The following is a 17247-nucleotide window of genomic DNA, read 5'->3' on the forward strand; positions in this document are numbered from 1 at the left end:
TCCCTCTCCCATCGGCATCCCATGCTCCAAGAAGAACGATTCCTGCGCATCCGCAGCCTGCTGGCCACCTTCTCGCGCCTGAGCGTCGAGCGGATCATGCAGGACCTCGCGGTCTCGCGCGAAACCGTGCGCCGCGACCTGCTCGAGCTCGAGGGCCTGGGCGAGCTGCGGCGGGTGCATGGCGGTGCCGTGGCCACGGGCGCGGAACCCGAGCCGCCGCTGGCGGTGCGGCTGGTGGCGCGGCAGCGCGAGAAGCGCGCCATCGCCAAGGCCGCGATCGCGCTGCTCGAGCCGGGCCAGACCGTGTTCCTCGACACCGGCAGCACCACCGCGCTGCTGGCCGAGGCGCTGGCCACGCTCAGCGGCATGACGGTCATCACCAACTCGCTGAGCATCGCGCTCAAGCTCGCGGGCGCGGCCGAGGGCCGCGACACCGGCGGGCGCACCGTGCTGCTCGGCGGCGAGATCGACGTCAAGACCCAGGCCACCTGCGGCGCCGGCACGGTCGAGGAGATTCGCCGCTACCGCGCCGACGTGGCGCTGCTGTCGCCGGTGGCGATGCATCCCAAGCACGGCGCGATGAGCTTCGAGCACCACGAGGCGGCGATCGCGCGCGCCATGGCCGAGCAGGCACAGCAGCTCGTGATCCTGGCCGACCACGCCAAGATCGGCCAGGCCAGCCGCGTCACCTATGCGCGCAGCGCCGACATCGACGTGGTCGTCACCGATGCCGCCTCGCGCGACATGCCGGCGCTGCCGGCCCTGCGCCGGGCCTGCGAGCGCGTGGTGCTGGCCTGAGGCTTTGGCATCATCGCGGGATGGAAATCCACTCCCGTCCCCTGGTCATCGTCAAGCTCGGCGACACCTTCGACGCCCTGCGCGAGACGCACGGCGACTTCGAGCACTGGATCGCCGACGGCCTGGCCAGCGACACGCTGCCCATCGCCGTGATCGATCCGCGGCGCGGCGACACGCTGCCCGATCCCGCCGCCATCGCGGGCGCGGTGCTGACCGGCTCGCATGCGATGGTGTCGCACCGCGAGGACTGGAGCGAACACACCGCCGGCTGGCTCGCGCGCGCCGTGGCGCAGGGCACGCCGGTGCTCGGCATCTGCTATGGCCACCAGCTGCTCGCGCATGCGCTCGGCGGCGAGGCCGGCGACCATCCGCGTGGCCCGGAGATCGGCACGGTCAGCGTCGTGCTCGAGGAGGCCGCCGCCGCCGACCCGCTGCTGGGCGGCCTGCCGGCACGCTTCGCGGCCCATGCTGTGCACTGGCAGAGCGCGCTGCGCCTGCCCGAGGGCGCGGTGCGGCTGGCCGGCAGCGCGCACGACCCGGTGCATGCCTTCCGCGTCGGCGACAGCGCCTGGGGCGTGCAGTTCCATCCCGAGTTCGATGCCCACGCGATGCGCGACTACATCGATCGCCTGGCCGGCCCGCTGAAGACGGCCGGGCTCGACCCCGAGGCGCTGCGCGAGCGCGTGCAGGCCACCGGCGATTCCGCGCAACTGCTCGGCCGCTTCGCGCGCATCGCCGAGGCGCGCCAGGGCCTCTGAGCCTGGTCGCGCCTCAGTACTGCACGCGCAGCGACAGCGTCGCGTTGCGCGGCGACCCGTACCAGCCCTGGTTGAAGAAGGCCACCTGCGAGTAGTACTTGCGGTCGGTCAGGTTGTTGATGTTCAGGGTCGCCGAGACGTTCTTGCGGATCTCGTAGCGCGCCATCAGGCTCACCAGCGCATAGCCCGACTGCGCGACCACGGTGGAGCGGTTGACCGGCGGCGCCATGACGGTCTCGTAGGCGCGGCCCTGCCAGTTCACGCCCGCGCCCACGGTCAGCGCGCTCCAGTCGCCCGGCAGCCGGTAGCTGCTGAAGATCTTGAGCTGGCTGCGCGGATGCCCGGTGTTGATCGGCGTGCCGTTCGCGGCGCGGGCACGGAAGTGCGTGTAGCCCGCGGCGAGGTTCCAGCCGCGCGCGATCTCGCCGCTGAGCTCGAGGTCCACGCCCTCCACCTTCGCGCCGGCCACCGCGCGGTAGGCCTGGGTGTTGGGCACGCCGCCCGCGGTCTGGCCGGCGATGGCTTCGGCCAGGTTGTCCTGGCGCGTCTGGAACAGCGCGAAGGCGCCGTTGAGCCGGCCGTCCGCATACGCGGCCTTGAGGCCGAACTCGAAGCTCTTGCCGGTCACCGGGTCGAGGATCTCGCCGGCCGCGTCGCGGTTGTTCTGCGGCTTGAAGATGCTGGTGTAGCTGGCGTAGGCCGTGTAGGTGTCGTCGATGTCGTAGAGCAGGCCCGCGTAGGGCGTGATGCGGTCGCGGTGCTCGTACCTGCGGATCGCGCCGAAGTAGTTCTGGTCGGTCTTCCAGTTGCTCACGCGCGCGCCCACGATCAGGTGCAGCGGGTCGGCCAGCGAGAAGCGCCCCACGGCATAGGCGCCGTCCTGGCGCGCGCGCATGGTGTCGGCCTGCGAGGGCACGCTCGACCACAGCGGCTCGGCGATGCGGTCGACGCGCCAGTCGAAGAAGCTGCCGATCGGCGGCTGGTTCAGCGCGCGGTACTGCGGCAGGTCGAGCCGGTCGTCGAAGCGCATCCAGCCGAGCGAGAACTCGTGGTCGCGGCCCAGCAGGCGGAACGGACCGCCGAGCGTGGCATGGGCGGCGCGGCGCTTCAGTTCGCCGTCGTAGTGGATGTACGAAGGCGCCACGCTCATCGCGCCGGTGAAGGCATTGACCGCGCCGCCGCGGTAGAGGTGCTTCATCATTATGTCGGTGCTGGCGTGGCTGTAGGCCAGGCGCGCGGTCCAGCGGTTGGCGAAGCGGTGCGTGAGGTCGAGAAAGGCGGTGGTGGTGTCGGTCTCGGCCCGGGTCCATGTCGTGTTGCTGGCCACGGAGCGGTCGAAGTCGGTACGCCGGCCATCGGTGTAGAACAGCGGGAAGCCGGCGCCGAAGCCGCGCGTCATGGTGTCCTGCTTGCTCAAGCCCAGCGTGAGTTCGGTGGCCGGCGTCAGGTCGGCGCTGAGCACGCCGTAGAAGGTGTTCGAGCGGTTGCCGAGAAAGGTTGTGTAGCTGTCGCCGTCCGAATGGGCCGCCACCAGGCGCGAGCGGATGCGCCCGTCCTGCGTGAGCGGCGCCGAGATGTCGACCTCGGCGCGCCGGAAATTCCAGCTGCCCACCGACACGCCGGCCGAGGCCGCGAACTCGCGCAGCGGCCGCTTGCGCACGAAGTTGATCGCGGCCGACGGGTTGCCCGCGCCGGTCATCAGGCCGGTGGCGCCGCGCACCACCTCGAGCCGGTCGTAGATGGCGGTGTCGAGGTTGCTCTCGCCGAAGGACCAGGGCGACAGCACCGGGCTCACGAGGCCGTCGAACTGGTAGCTGTCGATCGCGAAGCCGCGCGCCGACACCGAAAGCCGGTTGGCGTCGCTGCGCGTGATCGAGATGCCGGTGACGCTGTTCAGCATGTCGCCGGTGGTCTGCAGGCCCTGGTCCTCGACGATCTGGCGCGTGACCACGCTGACCGATTGCGGCGTCTCGCGCGGCGAGAGCTGCAGGCCGGTCGCGGTGTGCACGGCCTTCGTGGTGTACGACTGCGTGCCCTCGGTGGTGGGCGTGACGGCCGTGCCGGTCACCTCGATGGCGGGCAGCGCGGCGCCCGATCCGGCATCGGGTGCCTGCGCCAGCGCGGACATCGAAGGCAGCGCCGCGCCGAACAGGAGGCTCAGGGAATGACGCCGGAACGGCGCGGTAGAACGGAAGGCAGTCGGCATGGCGGCGGTGAGGACAAAGGGTTTAACGACAAATGAGAATTGTTACTATCTGGCGATGCACCGACCTATGCCGAAGCGCGGCAAACGTATGCCGGGCGCCGAAAGCGAAGCGCCCCTCGCGCCCGGCGTTTCGCCGCGCCGCTTCAGCGCCGCCGACTTCGACCGGCTCGGCCGCGACGCGGGCTTCCGCTATCGCCTGCCCTACGTGTCGGGCGTACCGCGCGACCCCGAGGCGCTGTGCATCGCCGAGGGCCGCGTCGAGACGCATGCGCTGGGCCCCGGCCTGACGCTGGCCGCCTCCGACATCGTGGTGCACCACCACTACGAAGCCACCTCGCAGGCGAGCCCCCGGTTCTCGGCCATCGTGGTGCTGCAGGGCCAGGCGCAGGCCGCGCTGGGCCGCGGCGACAGCGTGCCGATGCGCACGCACGGCGGCCTCAGCGCCGCCTATGGCGACGGGCTGTCGATGACCGGCATCCACCCGGCGCGCCAGCGGCTGCGCAGCATCAACGTGTCGGCCGCCGCGCCGCTCGGCACCGGCGACGCGCAGCTCGACGAGCTGATCGCCGCCGCGCTGCGCTCGCCGGCCGGGCGACCGCGCCACTGGGCGGTGCCGCCGCACCTCGTGCAGGCCATCGAGCAGGTGCTCGGCGGCCAGTGGCAGGGCCCGCTGCAGGCGCTGCTGTGCCAGGGCGTGGGCCTGCAGCTGCTCGCGCATGCGCTGGCCGATGCAGCACCCGCGGCGCCACCGTTGCCGTCGTCGCGCGAGCGCCAGCTGCTCGAGCGCGTGCGCGCACGGCTGCACGACGCGCCCGAGGAACATCACACGCTCGAGGCGCTGGCCCGCCTCGCCTGCATGAGCCAGAGCACGCTGCGCCTGAAGTTCCGCGCCGCCTACCAGTGCTCGGTCTTCGAATGGCTGCACGAGCGCCGCATGGCGCTCGCGCGCGAACGGCTGGCGCAGGGCCTGAGCGTGCAGGAGGCCGCGCAGCTCGTGGGCTACCGCCACGCGACGAACTTCGCGACCGCCTTCCGCAAGCGCTTCGGCGTGGCGCCGAGCGGCCGCGAACGCCGCTGACGCCGTCCGCGCCCGCGCGTCGGAGCGCGACTACATCGGGGCCCCGGCGCTTCGGTTAAGGTTCGGCGCATTTCCGCAGTTCCAGAAGGCTCCATGAACCGCCCCGCTCCCGTGCGCAAGCACTTCTCGATGATCCGCGGCTTCCACCTTGCCGACGTGTTCACGCTCGGCAACGCGGCCTGCGGCGTGGGCGGCGTGTTCCTCGCGATGGCCTACATGGCGAGCCAGTCGCTCACCCATTTCTACTGGGCCGCCGCGCTCGCGCCCGCGGCCTTCGTGTTCGACGTGTTCGACGGCCGCATCGCGCGCTGGCGCCAGACCCATTCGGCGCTCGGGCGCGAGCTCGATTCGCTGGCCGACATCATCTCCTTCGGCGTGGCGCCGGCCGCGCTGGGCTTCGCGGCCGGGCTCGACGGCGGCTGGGACTGCGTGGCGCTGGTCTACTTCGTCTGCTGCGGCGTGAGCCGGCTCGCGCGCTTCAACGTCACGGCCGAATCGCTCTCGGCCGGTGGCGACAAGGTCAAGTACTTCGAGGGCACGCCGATCCCCACCAGCGTGGTGCTGGTCGGCGTGCTCGCGTGGGCCGCCTCGCAGGGCCGCCTGGGCGACGCGCTGTGGGGCGGCGCCTGGAGCGTGGGCCCGTGGCAGCTGCATCCGATGGCGCTGCTGTTCGCGCTCTCGGGCACGCTGATGATCAGCAAGACGCTGCGCATCCCGAAGTTCTGAGCCAGACAAACCCCAGGAAGACACCCTCATGACCATGAAGCTGTATTTCGACCCGCACAGCCGCGCGCAGGTCGCCAAGTGGATGCTCGACGAGGCCGGCGTGGACTACGAGATCGTGCCCACGCTGCTGCGCGAGAAGGCGCACAAGACGCCCGAGTTCCGCAAGATCAACCCGGCCGGCAAGCTGCCCGCGCTGGTCGACGGCCGCACGCGGCTGTTCGAGAACGCGGCCATCTGCCTCTACATCGCCGAGAAGTACCCCGCGAAGAAGCTGGCCCCGCCCGTGGGCACGCCCGAGCGCGGCCGCTTCCTGTCGCTGATGGTCTATTCGACCGCGCAGCTCGAGCCCGCGATGGGCGACAGCATGCTCAAGCTGCGCAGCAACAACAGCGCGCGCGGCTGGACCGACTTCGAGGAGGCCAAGGACGCGGTCGAGCGCGAGCTCGGCGACGGTCCCTACCTGTTCGGCGCGCAGTTCACCGCGGCCGACGTGATGATCGGCTCGATGTTCATCTACCTGCGCGCCTTCGGCGGCCGTTCCAACCGGCCCCGGATCGACGCCTACGTCGAGCGGCTGCAGGCACGCCCGAAGGGCATGCGCTTCGGCTGAAGCGAGACGTTCCGGCGCCGGCTGCCGCGCCGGCGACAGGTGGCGCGGCAGAGGCGGGCCTACGCTCGGTCCCCCGCTGTTTTCCAACGAAGGCTTCGCGCCGCACCACCATGCACAACACCAAGAGACAGGCAGCCACCCTTCCCCTTTCCCTGCTCGCCGCCGCCCTGCTCCTCGCGGGCTGCGCCAGCGCCCCGCCACCCTCGGGGCGCGCGGTCACGATCGAGCGCACCACCTACGGCATCGCCCACGTCACCGCGCCCGACTACGAAGGCCTGGCCTTCGGCGCCGCCTACGCGCATGCGCAGGACAACGTCTGCCAGACCGCCGAGCACCTGGTGACGATGCGCGGCGAGCGCTCGCGCTTCTTCGGCGCACAGGAGCGCGGCGCCTTCGGCCTGGGCCTGATGCCCAACGCGCAGATCGACCTGTTCGTGCGCTACCACATGGACGATGCCGCGCTCGCGCGCGCCGGCGCCACCACCGGCACCGAGGTACAGACCATGATGCGCGGCTACGTGGCCGGCTACAACCGCTACCTGCAGGACGCCGGCCCCAACGGCCTGCCCGCGGCCTGCCGCGGCAAGCCCTGGGTGCGGCCGATGACGGCGGCCGACCTGGCGCGCGCCACCGAGCAATCGATGATCCAGGGCGGCCTGGGCGCGCTCGCGGGCGCGGTGCTGGAGGCGGTGCCGCCCGCGCCGGGCGCGCGCACCGGCGCGGCGCCGGTGCCGCTCGACCAGGCCGTGGCCGAGATCGGCCGCCACAGCTTCAACGCCAACCCCGAGGGTGGCGAGCTCGGCTCCAACGGCTGGGCCTTCGGGCGCAACGCCACGCCCGACGGCCGCGGCCTGCTCCTGGGCAACCCGCACTTCCCGTGGACCGGCACCAACCGCTTCTGGCAGCTGCACCTGACGATCCCCGGCCGCGTCGACGTGATGGGCGCCACCGGCGGCCTGAGCCCGGTGGTGGCGATCGGCTTCAACAAGGACGTGGCCTGGACCCACACCGTGTCGACCGGCAAGCGCTTCACGCTCTACGAGTTGCAGCTCGATCCGGCCGACCCGACCGTCTACATCGTCGACGGCCAGCGCCGCCGCATGACGGCGCGCACCGTGAGCCTGCCGGCGAGCGAGGGCGCGCCGGCGCTGCAGCACACCTTCTACGAGAGCGAATGGGGCCCGCTGATCGCGCTGCCCAAGGCCGGCCTGGGCTGGACCGCGCAGCGCGCCTATGCGATCCGCGACGCCAACACGCTCAACGTGCGCTCGGCCGAGTCCTGGATGCGCATGGCACAGGCGCGCAACGTGGCCGAGCTGCGCGCCGCGATGGGCAACCAGGGCATGCCGTGGATCAACACCATCGCGGCCGACCGCGACGGCAACGCGATGTACGCCGACCTCTCGGTGGTGCCCGACGTCTCGGCCGAGCAGCTGCGCGCCTGCGCGCCCTCGCCGGGCGCCGCGGCGCTGCTCAACGCGGCCGGCCTCGCGGTGCTCGACGGCTCGCGCGCCGCCTGTGCCTGGCAGCGCGATGCCACGGCCGCGTCGCCGGGCCTCATCGCGCCCGTGCGCATGCCGGTCGTGGTCACGCCCGACTGGGTGCAGAACAGCAACGACAGCTACTGGCTCAGCAACCCGCGCATCGCGCCGATGGCGGGCGTGTCGCCGCTGGTCGGGCCGGTGGGCGTGCCGCAGCGGCTGCGCACGCGCAGCGGCATCCTCGAGATCGAAGGCCGGCTCGCGGGCGCCGACGGCCTGCCCGGCAACCGCATGGGCGCGGCCGAGCTGCGCAGCGTGATCTTCCGCGACCGCAACCTCGCGGGCCTGCTGGTGATGGACGACCTGCAGGCGGCCTGCGCGGCCGCCGGCGGCGCGCTCGACGTCGACCAGGCACTGGGCTGCCGCGTGCTCGCGGCCTGGGACCGCACCAGCAACGCCGATGCGAAGGGCGCGGCGCTGTTCCGCGAGTTCTGGCGCAAGGCCAAGGACATCCCGAAGGTCTGGCGCCTGCCCTTCGATCCGGCGCAGCCCGTGACCACGCCGGCTGGCCTCGACATGGCCGCGCCCGCCACCCGCGCCGCGGTCTTCAAGGCCCTGGGCGAGGCGGTCGGCATCCTGCGCACCGCGGGCTTCGCGGCCGACGTGCCGCTGGGCGTGCCGCAGTCGCGCGAGGTGCGCGGCCAGCGCATCGCGCTGCATGGCGGCGACGAGTTCGAGGGCGTGCTCAACAAGCTCGAGTCGCAGGGCCAGTCGCTGATCGACCCGAAGGGCTACCAGGTCAACTACGGCAGCAGCTACATCCAGGTGGTGGGCTTCGACGAGCGCGGGCCGGTGGCGCAGGGCCTGCTGACCTACGGCCAGAGCAGCGACCTCGCCTCGCCGCGCGCCTACGACCAGTTGCCGCTGTTCGCGGCCAAGCAGTGGCACGCGCTGCCCTTCCACCGCGCGGACGTCGAGGCGCAGCGCGAAGGGCGGCCGCTGCAGTTCGCCTACTGAGATCGAGCAAACCCGAGCCCGCCGCTGCGACACATGGATTGCGCAGAATCGACGCCATGTCCCAAACCACTGCCGCCACTCCTTCCGCCTCCGGCCACCGGCCCTCGGGCCTCGACCAGCTGATCGCCCTCGCCGCCGCCCAGCCGCTGGCGCCGGCCTGCGACCACTTCTACTTCCTGCGCCACGGTCAGACCGGCCGCAACGCGCAGCGCATCTTCCAGGCCACCGACGAGCCGCTGAGCGAACTCGGCCTGCAGCAGGCCGCGCGCGCGGCCGAACTGCTGGCGGGCGAGCCGATCCGCACCATCGTCTGCTCCGATGCGCGGCGCGCCTTCGACACCGCGCACGCCGTGGGCAGCGCGCTCAAGCTGGTGCCCACGGCGCAGGCGGTGCTGCGCGAGCGCAACTTCGGCGCGCTGATCGGCACCTCCTCGGCCAACATCGACTGGGCCTGCGAGCCCGAGGGCGGCGAGACCCTGGCCCAGTTCGTCGCGCGCAAGCGCGCCGCGCTGGCCGAGGCCCTGGCCCAGCCCGCGCCGGTGCTGGTGGTGGCGCACGGCGGCACGCTCTATGCGCTGGCCGCGCTGCTGGGCGTGCCGGTCGACCTGGGGCTGCTGGGCAACGCGCAGCCATTGCGTTTCGACCGCAGCGGCCCCACATGGGCCGTGACGCCGCTGCTGCGGCATGCCGACGGCGACGCCGCGCTGGCCTAGGGTTCTCCGAGCGCCGCGCGCGAGCCGTCCCCACACCCCACACCAAGACCATGGAATTCAAGGACTACTACAGCGCCCTGGGCATCGAGCGCACCGCGTCGGACGACGAGGTGCGCAAGGCCTACCGCAAGCTCGCGCGCAAGTACCACCCCGACGTCAGCAAGGAGCCCGACGCCGAGCAGCGCATGCGCGACATCAACGAAGCCAAGGACGTGCTCGGCGACAAGGAGAAGCGCGCCGCCTACGACGCCCTGGCCGACCGCGTGGCGCGCGGCGGCCGCCCCGACGGCGACTTCCAGCCGCCGCCGGGCTGGGACGCCGGCTTCGAGTTCCACCGCGGACCGCGCCAGGGCCCGGCCGACCATGCCGACTTCAGCGAGTTCTTCTCCTCGATGTTCGGCGAGGCCGAGCGCCGCGGCGCCGCGCGGCAGAACTTCCGCGCGCGCGGCGAGGACCACCACGCCGCGATCGAGATCACGCTGGAAGACGCCATCGGCGGCGCCGAGCGCGAGATCAGCCTGCGCTCGCAGGTGCTCGACGCGCAGGGCCAGCCGCGCTGGGAAACGCGCACCCTGAGCGTGAAGATCCCGCCCGGCGTGCATCCGGGCCAGTTCATCCGCCTCGCGGGCCAGGGCCTGCCGGGCCATGGCGGCGAGCCGGCCGGCGACCTCTACCTCGAGGTCCGCATCGCGCCGCACCAGCTCTACCGCGTCGAGGCGCGCGACCTCTACATGACCCTGCCGGTCACGCCCACCGAGGCCGCGCTCGGCGCGCAGGTCGAGGTGCCGCTGCCCGGTGGCGGCGCGGTCGAGGTCACCGTGCCGAAGCAGGCCAAGAGCGGCCTCAAGCTGCGCCTCAAGGGCCGCGGCCTCGCGGGCAAGACGCCCGGCGACCTCTACCTGCTGCTCGACATCGCGCTGCCGCCCGCCGACAGCGAGGCCGCGCGCAGCGCCTACGAGGCGCTCGCGCAGGCCTCGGCCTCGTTCAACCCACGCCAGCACCTGGGAGTCTGAGATGGCGACCGTTTCCATCACCACCACCGCCGTCGGCCAACTGCATCCGCTGGCCGCGAGCGAACTCGCGCATGCCTGCGGTGCCGACACCGCCTGGGTCGTGCAACTGGTCGAGGTCGGCATCGTGCGCATCGAGACCGAGGAGGCGCAGCCCGAGCGCTGGCGCTTCTCGAGCGCCGACCTGCAGCACGCGCTGGAGGCACGGCGGCTCGAGCGCGACTTCGGCGTCGGCCTCGATGCCGCGGCGCTGATCCTCGACCTGCAGCACGAGGTGCGCAGGCTCAAGACGGTGCTGCAGGCGCACGGCCTGCGATAGGCCCACGCGCCGCAAGGAAAAGCCGCGCCGCGGCTTGACCTTGACACCGTGCGAGACCGAAGACTTCGGGCCTCTTCCACAGGAGGCCGCATGACCCTTCGCACCCTTCCATCGCCCGTCCACGTCGACACCGCGCCGCGGTTCGACCTCGAGGCCGCGCTCGCGCGCGCCGGCGTTTCGCAACGGCTGCTGAGCCAGTGCGAGGCGCGCGGCCTGATCGCCGCCACCGAGCCCCGCTACACGCACGCCCACGTCGCCGTGCTGCGCTTCGCGCGCCGTGCGCTGGCGCTGGGCTTCGCCATGGACGAGATCGAACGGCTGGTGGCGCTGTGGCGCGACGAGGAACGCACGAGCGCCGAGGTCAAGCGCCTCACGCTGTGCCGCGCCGAAGCGCTCGATTCGCGCATCGAGGAACTGCAGGCGACGAAGCGCGTGCTCGAACGGCTCGCGGACCTGTGCCGGGGCGACCACCGGCCGGCGTGTCCGATCCTCGACGAGCTGGTCGAGCTCCGGGGCTTTGCCGCTACTGCATCTGCGGCAGATTGCCGATCCGCACCAGCATCTCGGTGAACATCTGCATGTCCGCGTCGAGGTCGAGCACTTCCTTGTATTCCTTGGCGTTGTGCGCGGTGTATTTCTTGCCGGGCATCGCGGGGCCGAAGTTGATCGCGTTGGGCATCAGCTTGGCGGTGGTGCTGCCGGCCGTGGGCACGGGCTTGGCCTCCAGCCCGGTGGTGTCGCCATAGATGTTCAGCAGCGTCGAGAGCCACGCGCCCTTGGGGTCGCGCGCCATCCAGTTGCCCTGGTCGTACTGGATCTCGTGCCAGACCTTGGCGGCATCGGCCCAGGCCTGCACCTTCGCGGTGACCTGGGCCTTGAGTTCGTCGGGCGTGCGGCCGCGCGGCATGCGCACGTTGACCGTGACCTCTACGCGGCCGTCGGCGCCCGCGCGCAGCAGGTTCGGCGAGAAGGTCAGCGGGCCCATGAAGTCGTCGGCATAGCCCAGGCCCAGCTTCTCGCCGAGGTAGCCGGTGCCATAGAGCGCATCGAGGTAGTCGACGGCCTGGCGAAAGCCGTTGGGCGCGAGCGCCAGGCCCGACTCCTTGAGGAACAGCGCGAGGCGCGGCACCGGGTTCACGCCCTCCTCGGGCCGCGAGCCGTGGGCCGAGACGCCGGTCACCTTGAGCTCGATGCTGTCAGTGCCGCGCGCGATGTCGATCGCGAACTTGCCGCCCTGGGCTTCGTACTTGCGCAGGAAGGCGGCCTTCGCGGCCTCGAGCGTCGCGGCGGCCGCGCCGAGGTCGCCGCCCTTGAGCGTGGCGGTGGCGGTCTGCGCGATCGCATTGGCCGAGGCGGCACCGGCCATCGCGACGATGGTGGTGGCCGCGGGGTCGGCGGGCTGCGCGGGGAAGAACACCTTGAGCGCGCCCGAGCCCTTCTCGGCCACCACCGCCGGGTACTTGCTGTCGAGCACGATGTTGTAGGCCGGCAGCGCAGTCTTGTTGCGGTAGTAGAGCATCGCGTCGCCACCGGTCTCCTCGGTGGTCTCGATCATCAGGCGGATGCCGCGCTCGAGCGGCAGGCCGCTGTCCTTGACCGCCTTCATCGCATAGAGCACGGCGGCGATCGAGCCCTTGTCGTCGATGGTGCCGCGGCCGTAGAGGAAGTCGCCCACGCGGGTCATGGTGAAGGGATCGAGCCGGGTGCCGTCGTCGAGCACCCATTCGGACAGCACCGCGGGCACCACGTCGGCATGCGTGAGGATGCCGAACTCCTCGCTGCCGCGGCCCTCGAGGCTGACCTCGAAGATGCGGTTGTCGACGTTGCGCCAGGCCAGGCCGAAGTCCTTCGCCATCTTCTCGACCAGCCGGCCGAAGTCGAGGATCGCGGGGCTCTCGTGCGGCGGCACCTGCACGTTGCGCACGGTCGGGATCGCGACCATGGCACCGATGCTCGCGATCGCCGCCTGTTGGTTCTGCAGCCGGTTGTACAGGCCGAGCAGGCGCGCGATGTCGACCAGCGCATCGCCCGCGAGCGGCTGGCGCTGGCCATACGCGGACACGGCGGTGGCCAGTTCCTTGTTGGCCGGGTTCGCGGCGACGGCCTGGGCCAGGAAGGCATTGAAGTCCTTCGCGGTCTGGCCGGCCTGCCAGCGCGCGGCGAGCTGGTCGAGGGCGGGCTTCTTGAGCGTGTCGGCGAAGGCCGTGCCGCCGAGGGCGAGCACGGCGCAGCCGAGGGACAGGGCGGGCAGCGAAAGGCGGGAAAGACGCGATGGCATGGAGGAGCTCCCTCGTGGCAGATACATCCGCCGACGATAGCCGAGCCCACGTCACAAGCAGCCTCGCGACGCGCGCCCCAACGAAAAACCGGGCCACGCTCGTCGCGTGGCCCGGTTTCCCTAACCAATTCTCTTCAACAGAAGCGGCTTGCGCCGCCCGGCCTCACAGGCCGGCTTGACGCGTCAGCGTGCGGGCTTGCGCGGGGATCACGCTGCCCGGGAACGATTCGCGGCGCAGGTTCTGGCCGGGAGCGTGGGCGGCTGCCACGGCTTCGCCACGGACCACGGCGCGGTCGGTGTTGCCGGCCACGACGGGTGCCAGGTTGGCGGTCGCGCCGTCGGCGTAGATGTTGCCTTCGCGGGCAGCGGCGGCGGCCTGGGGCGCCACGTCGGCGCGGCTGTAGCCGGAGGTCACCGAATGCACGCCTTCATAGGTTTCCGCGTGGGCGCCGGCAACGGCGATCAGCGACAGGGCGGCGGCAGCGAGGATGTTCGAGGTCTTCATACGAGTGTCTTTCCTTGGATGGTCTTCTTTTGGGTGGACGCGAAGTTTGCCTCAGGAAACAAGGGAAAACCCTTGCTCTAATGAATCACGGTGTTCACGAAATTGAAACAATGGCGGGGAACTTTCGGACGACGACGCCCAAATAGCTACATTCGGCGCCGAATCGCCGGGCTTTCCGCCCGCGCGCCGAATACCTTCCGCCTAGCGAGGCCAGGCGCGCAGCACCGCGCGGATCGCGCGCGTATCGCCGGCCTTGACCTCGGCGCGGTAGCCGCCGACCAGCGCCTCGCGCTCGCCATCGGCCTGCGCATCGCCGCGCCAGGCGGCCAGCGCGGCGATCTCCTCGTCGCCGAGCGCCGACAGCCAGACCAGCGTGAGCTGCCGCTCGAGCTCGCGCGCGACCGTCAGCAGGTTGCGCTGGCGCGTCGAGGTCACGCCGCGCGACCACAGCGAGTCGATGGCGCCCTCGAGCGTGGCCTCGGGCAGCGAGGTGAACTGGGCCGCGTTGCCGCGCGCCAGCTGCTTGACCACGGCGCTCATCAGCAGCTCGCTCGAGAAGTCGACCTCGCGCAGCTCGGCCACCGCCATGCGATCGAGCAGCCCGGTGCGCGCCGGCCCCGGCGGGTTGGCCTGCTGGCGCTTGATGAAGTCGGCGCGCGCCGCGTCGTCCATCGCGCCATAGTCGGCGCGGACCTTCGCGAGGTGCGCGACCGCGGCCAGCACCGCGGGCGACGGCGCCGCGCCGCCCTGCCCGGCCGCCGCCACGGCCGTCTGCACCGCGGCCAGCGCGGCATGGGCGTCGAAGGCATGGGCCGAGGCGGCATCGAGCGCCTTGAGCGCGCCGCCCGCGATGGCCTCGTCGGCCGGATCGAGCTGCTGCTTCGCGCCGCGCGCCACGGCGCCGGGTGCGTAGGCGGCCTGGTAGCGCGCCGGCACGCCCTCGAACTGCAGCAGCGCCTGCGCGCGGTCCTGGGCCGCCGCGGGCGCGGCGGCCAGCAGCAGCGAGAGCGAGAGGCCGAGGGCCAGGGCGGCCAGGCAACGGGAGCGAAGGAACGACAGCATGGCGCGATTATTGGCGCCCACCCGGTCGGGCCGCGTCGGACGAGCGCCAGCCGGGCGCGCCGGAAAAATCGCGCCGCGCGCAGAACCGAACGCCGCCGCGAGGGTCGCAATCCATCGCCGGTCACCGCGGCCCGCTAAAGTCCGCCCCGCTCCCGCTCAATGCCCACCGCGCCATGCGAACCCTCTTCCTCCTCCCGCTCCTGCTGTCCACCCTGCTCGCCCTCCCCGGCCATGCCCAGCCGCGCGCCGAGGCCGCGCCGCGCCCGATCGCCGCGCGCGGCGCGCTCGGGGCCGACGAGCAGAACAACATCGCCGTGTTCAAGGCCGCCTCGCCCGCGGTGGTCAACATCACCTCGATCGGGCTGGAGCGCGGCCTGTTCTCGCTCAACGTGCAGCAGGTGCCGCAGGGCACGGGCACCGGCTTCGTCTGGGACACGCAGGGCCACGTCGTCACCAACTACCACGTGATCCAGAACGCGGCCGCCGCGCGCGTCACGCTGGCCGACCAGAGCAGCTACCGCGCGCAGCTGGTGGGCGTGTTCCCCGACCGCGACCTCGCGGTGCTGCGCATCGATGCGCCCGCGGCCAAGCTGCGGCCGCTGCCGCTGGGCACCAGCGCCGACCTGCAGGTGGGCCAGAAGGTCTACGCCATCGGCAATCCCTTCGGGCTCGACCAGACGCTGACCACCGGCATCGTGAGCGCGCTCAACCGCGAGATCGATTCGGTCAACCGGCGCACCATCCGCGGCGCGATCCAGACCGATGCCGCGATCAACCCCGGCAACTCGGGCGGCCCGCTGCTCGATTCGGCGGGCCGGCTGATCGGGGTCAACACCGCCATCTTCAGCCCCTCGGGCGCGAGCGCGGGCATCGGCTTCTCGATTCCCGTGGACGAGGTCAACCGCATCGTGCCGCGGCTGATCCGCGACGGCCGCTTCGTGCGGCCCGCGCTGGGCCTGACCTACGCGCCCAAGGAACTCAACAGCGCGCTCGACCTGCCGCGCGGCGTGGCGATCCTGCGCGTGCAGCCCGACAGCCCGGCCGCGCGCGCGGGCCTGCGGGCCTTCGCGCGCGGCGAGCGCGGCATCGTGCCGGGCGACGTGATCACCGCGATCGACGGCGCGGCCGTCACGAGTGCCGACGACGTGCTGACCGTGCTCGAGCGCCTGCAGCCCGGCGACGCGGTCGAGCTCACGCTGTGGCGCGCGGGCGCGACGCGGCGCCAGAAGGCCACGCTCGCGACCTCCGACGAATGAGCGCAAACGAACGCGAATGAGCGCTAGGGCGTGGCGAGGCGCTGCAGCAGCTGCACGGTCGGATAGCCGTCGGCCGGCTCGCCCACGCTGCGCTGCCAGCGCCGGATCGCATCGCGCGTGGCCGGGCCGAGCAGCCCGTCGGCCGCGCCCGCGCCGAAGCCGCGCGCATTGAGCGCCTGCTGCAGCGCGATGGTCTCGGCGCGCGACAGCGGCTGCAGGTCGCGCGGCCAGTCGGCGCGCACGCCGGGCCCGCCCGCGAGGCGCTGCGCCAGCAGGCCCACGCCCAGCGCATAGCTGGTCGCGTTGTTGTAGCGCAGGATGGTGCGGAAGTTCGGCCCGACCAGGAAGGCCGGCCCGCGCGCGCCGGCCGGCAGCAGGATCGAGGCATCGGCCAGCGCGGGCAGCGGCGTGCCCTCGTCCATGGCACGCACGCCCTCGGCCGCCCATTGGCTCGCGGACTGGCGTTGCTGCCCATCGGCGCGCGCGAGGTCGAAGCCCGGCGGCAGCCACACCTCCACGCCCCAGGGCTGGCCGGCCTGCCAGCCCGAGTGCTGGAGGAAGTTCGCGGTCGAGGCCGTGACGTCGGCCATGCTGTCCCAGATGTCGCGCCGGCCGTCGCCGTCGGCATCGACCGCATGCGCGAGGAACACGGTCGGCAGGAACTGCGTCTGGCCCATCGCACCGGCCCAGGAGCCGATCATGCGGTCGCGCGGGATGTCGCCGCGCTGCAGGATCTTGAGCGCCGCCATCAGCTGCTCGCGCGCCCAGCCGGCACGCCGGCCCTCGAAGCCCAGCGTGGCGAGCGCGTCGATGGTCGAGATGTCGCCGTAGTTGGCGCCGTAATTGCTCTCCATGCCCCAGATCGCGACCACGATCTCGCCCGGCACGCCGTAGCGCGCGGCCACGGCATCGAGCTGGGGCCGCAGCGCCTGCAGCCGTTCCTGGCCGCGCGTCACGCGCTGGGCCGAGACGGCCGTGTCGAGGTAGTCCCAGACCGCGCGCACGAACTCGGCCTGGCTGCGGTCGCGCTCCACCACCTGCGGCAGGTAGCTCGCGCCGTCGAAGGCGCTGTGCAAGGTGGCCTCGTCGACGCCGGCCGCGCGCGCCTGGGTGCGGAACTGCGCGACCCAGCGTTCGAAGTCCTGCTGGATGCGGGCATCGTCGGCAGCGGGTGCGACCGGCGCAACGGGCGCGGGCGCGGGCGCGGGCGCGGCGGTGCGTGGCGCGGCGGGTGCGGGCTGGGTCTGCGTGCGCGCGGGCGGCGCGGCGCAGCCTGCGACGAAGGCGGCGAGCAGCAGGCTCGCCGATGCGCGGTACGACAGGCGATGCGGTAGACGTGAAGTGGCATGAGGCATGCCCCCATTCTGACGATGCGCGCAAAGGCCCCGCGCCCGGCTGCTGCAACGACGTGCCGCGCGAGTTGTCCTACG

At 72.2% G+C, this 17247-nt stretch carries 16 protein-coding genes; 11 read left to right on the forward strand and 5 right to left on the reverse strand.

Features of this window, described 5'->3' with window-relative positions:
- Positions 1 to 21 precede the first annotated feature (21 nt).
- Positions 22 to 798 carry a DeoR/GlpR family DNA-binding transcription regulator gene (locus tag R0232_RS21315; protein WP_093344701.1) on the forward strand — a complete coding sequence of 259 codons (777 nt, stop codon included), beginning with the start codon at positions 22 to 24 and terminating at the stop codon, positions 796 to 798.
- Positions 799 to 818: 20 nt separating this feature from the next.
- Positions 819 to 1556 carry a glutamine amidotransferase gene (locus R0232_RS21320; protein WP_431509325.1) on the forward strand — a complete coding sequence of 246 codons (738 nt, stop codon included), beginning with the start codon at positions 819 to 821 and terminating at the stop codon, positions 1554 to 1556.
- Between the two features lie 13 nt (positions 1557 to 1569).
- On the opposite strand, the gene fauA is transcribed toward R0232_RS21320, so the two are convergent.
- The gene (gene fauA / locus R0232_RS21325; RefSeq protein ID WP_431509326.1) at positions 1570 to 3762 is read right to left on the reverse strand and encodes a TonB-dependent alcaligin siderophore receptor FauA; all 2193 of its coding nucleotides are present in this window, start codon (positions 3760 to 3762) and stop codon (positions 1570 to 1572) included.
- 88 nt (positions 3763 to 3850) lie between these two features.
- On the opposite strand from fauA, the gene R0232_RS21330 reads away from it, so the two are divergent.
- From R0232_RS21330 to R0232_RS21365, 8 genes are all read left to right on the forward strand, one after another.
- Positions 3851 to 4840: a helix-turn-helix transcriptional regulator gene (locus R0232_RS21330; RefSeq protein ID WP_431509327.1), complete on the forward strand. Its 990-nt coding sequence runs from the start codon at positions 3851 to 3853 to the stop codon at positions 4838 to 4840.
- Positions 4841 to 4933: 93 nt separating this feature from the next.
- Positions 4934 to 5566 (forward strand): CDP-alcohol phosphatidyltransferase family protein, encoded by a 633-nt coding sequence (locus R0232_RS21335; RefSeq protein ID WP_093344709.1) that lies wholly within the window; start codon positions 4934 to 4936, stop codon positions 5564 to 5566.
- Positions 5567 to 5594: 28 nt separating this feature from the next.
- Positions 5595 to 6176 carry a glutathione S-transferase family protein gene (locus R0232_RS21340; protein WP_431509328.1) on the forward strand — a complete coding sequence of 194 codons (582 nt, stop codon included), beginning with the start codon at positions 5595 to 5597 and terminating at the stop codon, positions 6174 to 6176.
- A gap of 110 nt (positions 6177 to 6286) precedes the next feature.
- A complete protein-coding gene (locus R0232_RS21345; protein ID WP_431509329.1) occupies positions 6287 to 8674 on the forward strand; it encodes a penicillin acylase family protein in 2388 nt (795 codons plus the stop codon).
- A gap of 56 nt (positions 8675 to 8730) precedes the next feature.
- Complete coding sequence (locus R0232_RS21350; protein ID WP_296782035.1) at positions 8731 to 9387, forward strand: histidine phosphatase family protein; 657 nt, start codon at positions 8731 to 8733, stop codon at positions 9385 to 9387.
- Between the two features lie 50 nt (positions 9388 to 9437).
- Entirely contained in the window at positions 9438 to 10400 is a 963-nt protein-coding gene (locus tag R0232_RS21355) for a DnaJ C-terminal domain-containing protein (RefSeq protein WP_431509330.1), read from the forward strand.
- A gap of 1 nt (position 10401) precedes the next feature.
- Positions 10402 to 10716, forward strand: a complete 315-nt coding sequence (locus tag R0232_RS21360) for a chaperone modulator CbpM (RefSeq protein ID WP_057595067.1) — start codon at positions 10402 to 10404, stop codon at positions 10714 to 10716.
- Positions 10717 to 10806: 90 nt separating this feature from the next.
- Positions 10807 to 11286, forward strand: a complete 480-nt coding sequence (locus R0232_RS21365; RefSeq protein WP_431509331.1) for a MerR family DNA-binding protein — start codon at positions 10807 to 10809, stop codon at positions 11284 to 11286.
- On the opposite strand, the gene R0232_RS21370 is transcribed toward R0232_RS21365, so the two are convergent.
- The 3 genes from R0232_RS21370 to R0232_RS21380 all read right to left on the reverse strand — a co-directional run bounded on the left by R0232_RS21370 (position 11240) and on the right by R0232_RS21380 (position 14561).
- Positions 11240 to 12994 (reverse strand): dipeptidase, encoded by a 1755-nt coding sequence (locus R0232_RS21370; RefSeq protein WP_431509332.1) that lies wholly within the window; start codon positions 12992 to 12994, stop codon positions 11240 to 11242. The genes R0232_RS21365 and R0232_RS21370 overlap by 47 nt on opposite strands.
- 163 nt (positions 12995 to 13157) lie before the next feature.
- Positions 13158 to 13499, reverse strand: coding sequence for a hypothetical protein (locus tag R0232_RS21375; protein ID WP_057595065.1), 342 nt, complete (start codon positions 13497 to 13499; stop codon positions 13158 to 13160).
- A gap of 201 nt (positions 13500 to 13700) precedes the next feature.
- Positions 13701 to 14561, reverse strand: coding sequence for a hypothetical protein (locus R0232_RS21380; protein WP_431509333.1), 861 nt, complete (start codon positions 14559 to 14561; stop codon positions 13701 to 13703).
- A 173-nt stretch (positions 14562 to 14734) separates the two neighbouring features.
- On the opposite strand from R0232_RS21380, the gene R0232_RS21385 reads away from it, so the two are divergent.
- The gene (locus R0232_RS21385) at positions 14735 to 15817 is read left to right on the forward strand and encodes a S1C family serine protease (RefSeq protein WP_431509334.1); all 1083 of its coding nucleotides are present in this window, start codon (positions 14735 to 14737) and stop codon (positions 15815 to 15817) included.
- A 23-nt stretch (positions 15818 to 15840) separates the two neighbouring features.
- Here the strand turns inward: R0232_RS21385 and R0232_RS21390 are convergent, their stop codons facing one another.
- Positions 15841 to 17172, reverse strand: coding sequence for a lytic murein transglycosylase (locus R0232_RS21390; RefSeq protein WP_431509335.1), 1332 nt, complete (start codon positions 17170 to 17172; stop codon positions 15841 to 15843).
- Between the last annotated feature and the right edge of the window lie 75 nt (positions 17173 to 17247).

Origin of the sequence: Variovorax sp. DAIF25 (genome assembly GCF_050711835.1) — a bacterium.
Taxonomy (GTDB): domain Bacteria; phylum Pseudomonadota; class Gammaproteobacteria; order Burkholderiales; family Burkholderiaceae_C; genus Variovorax.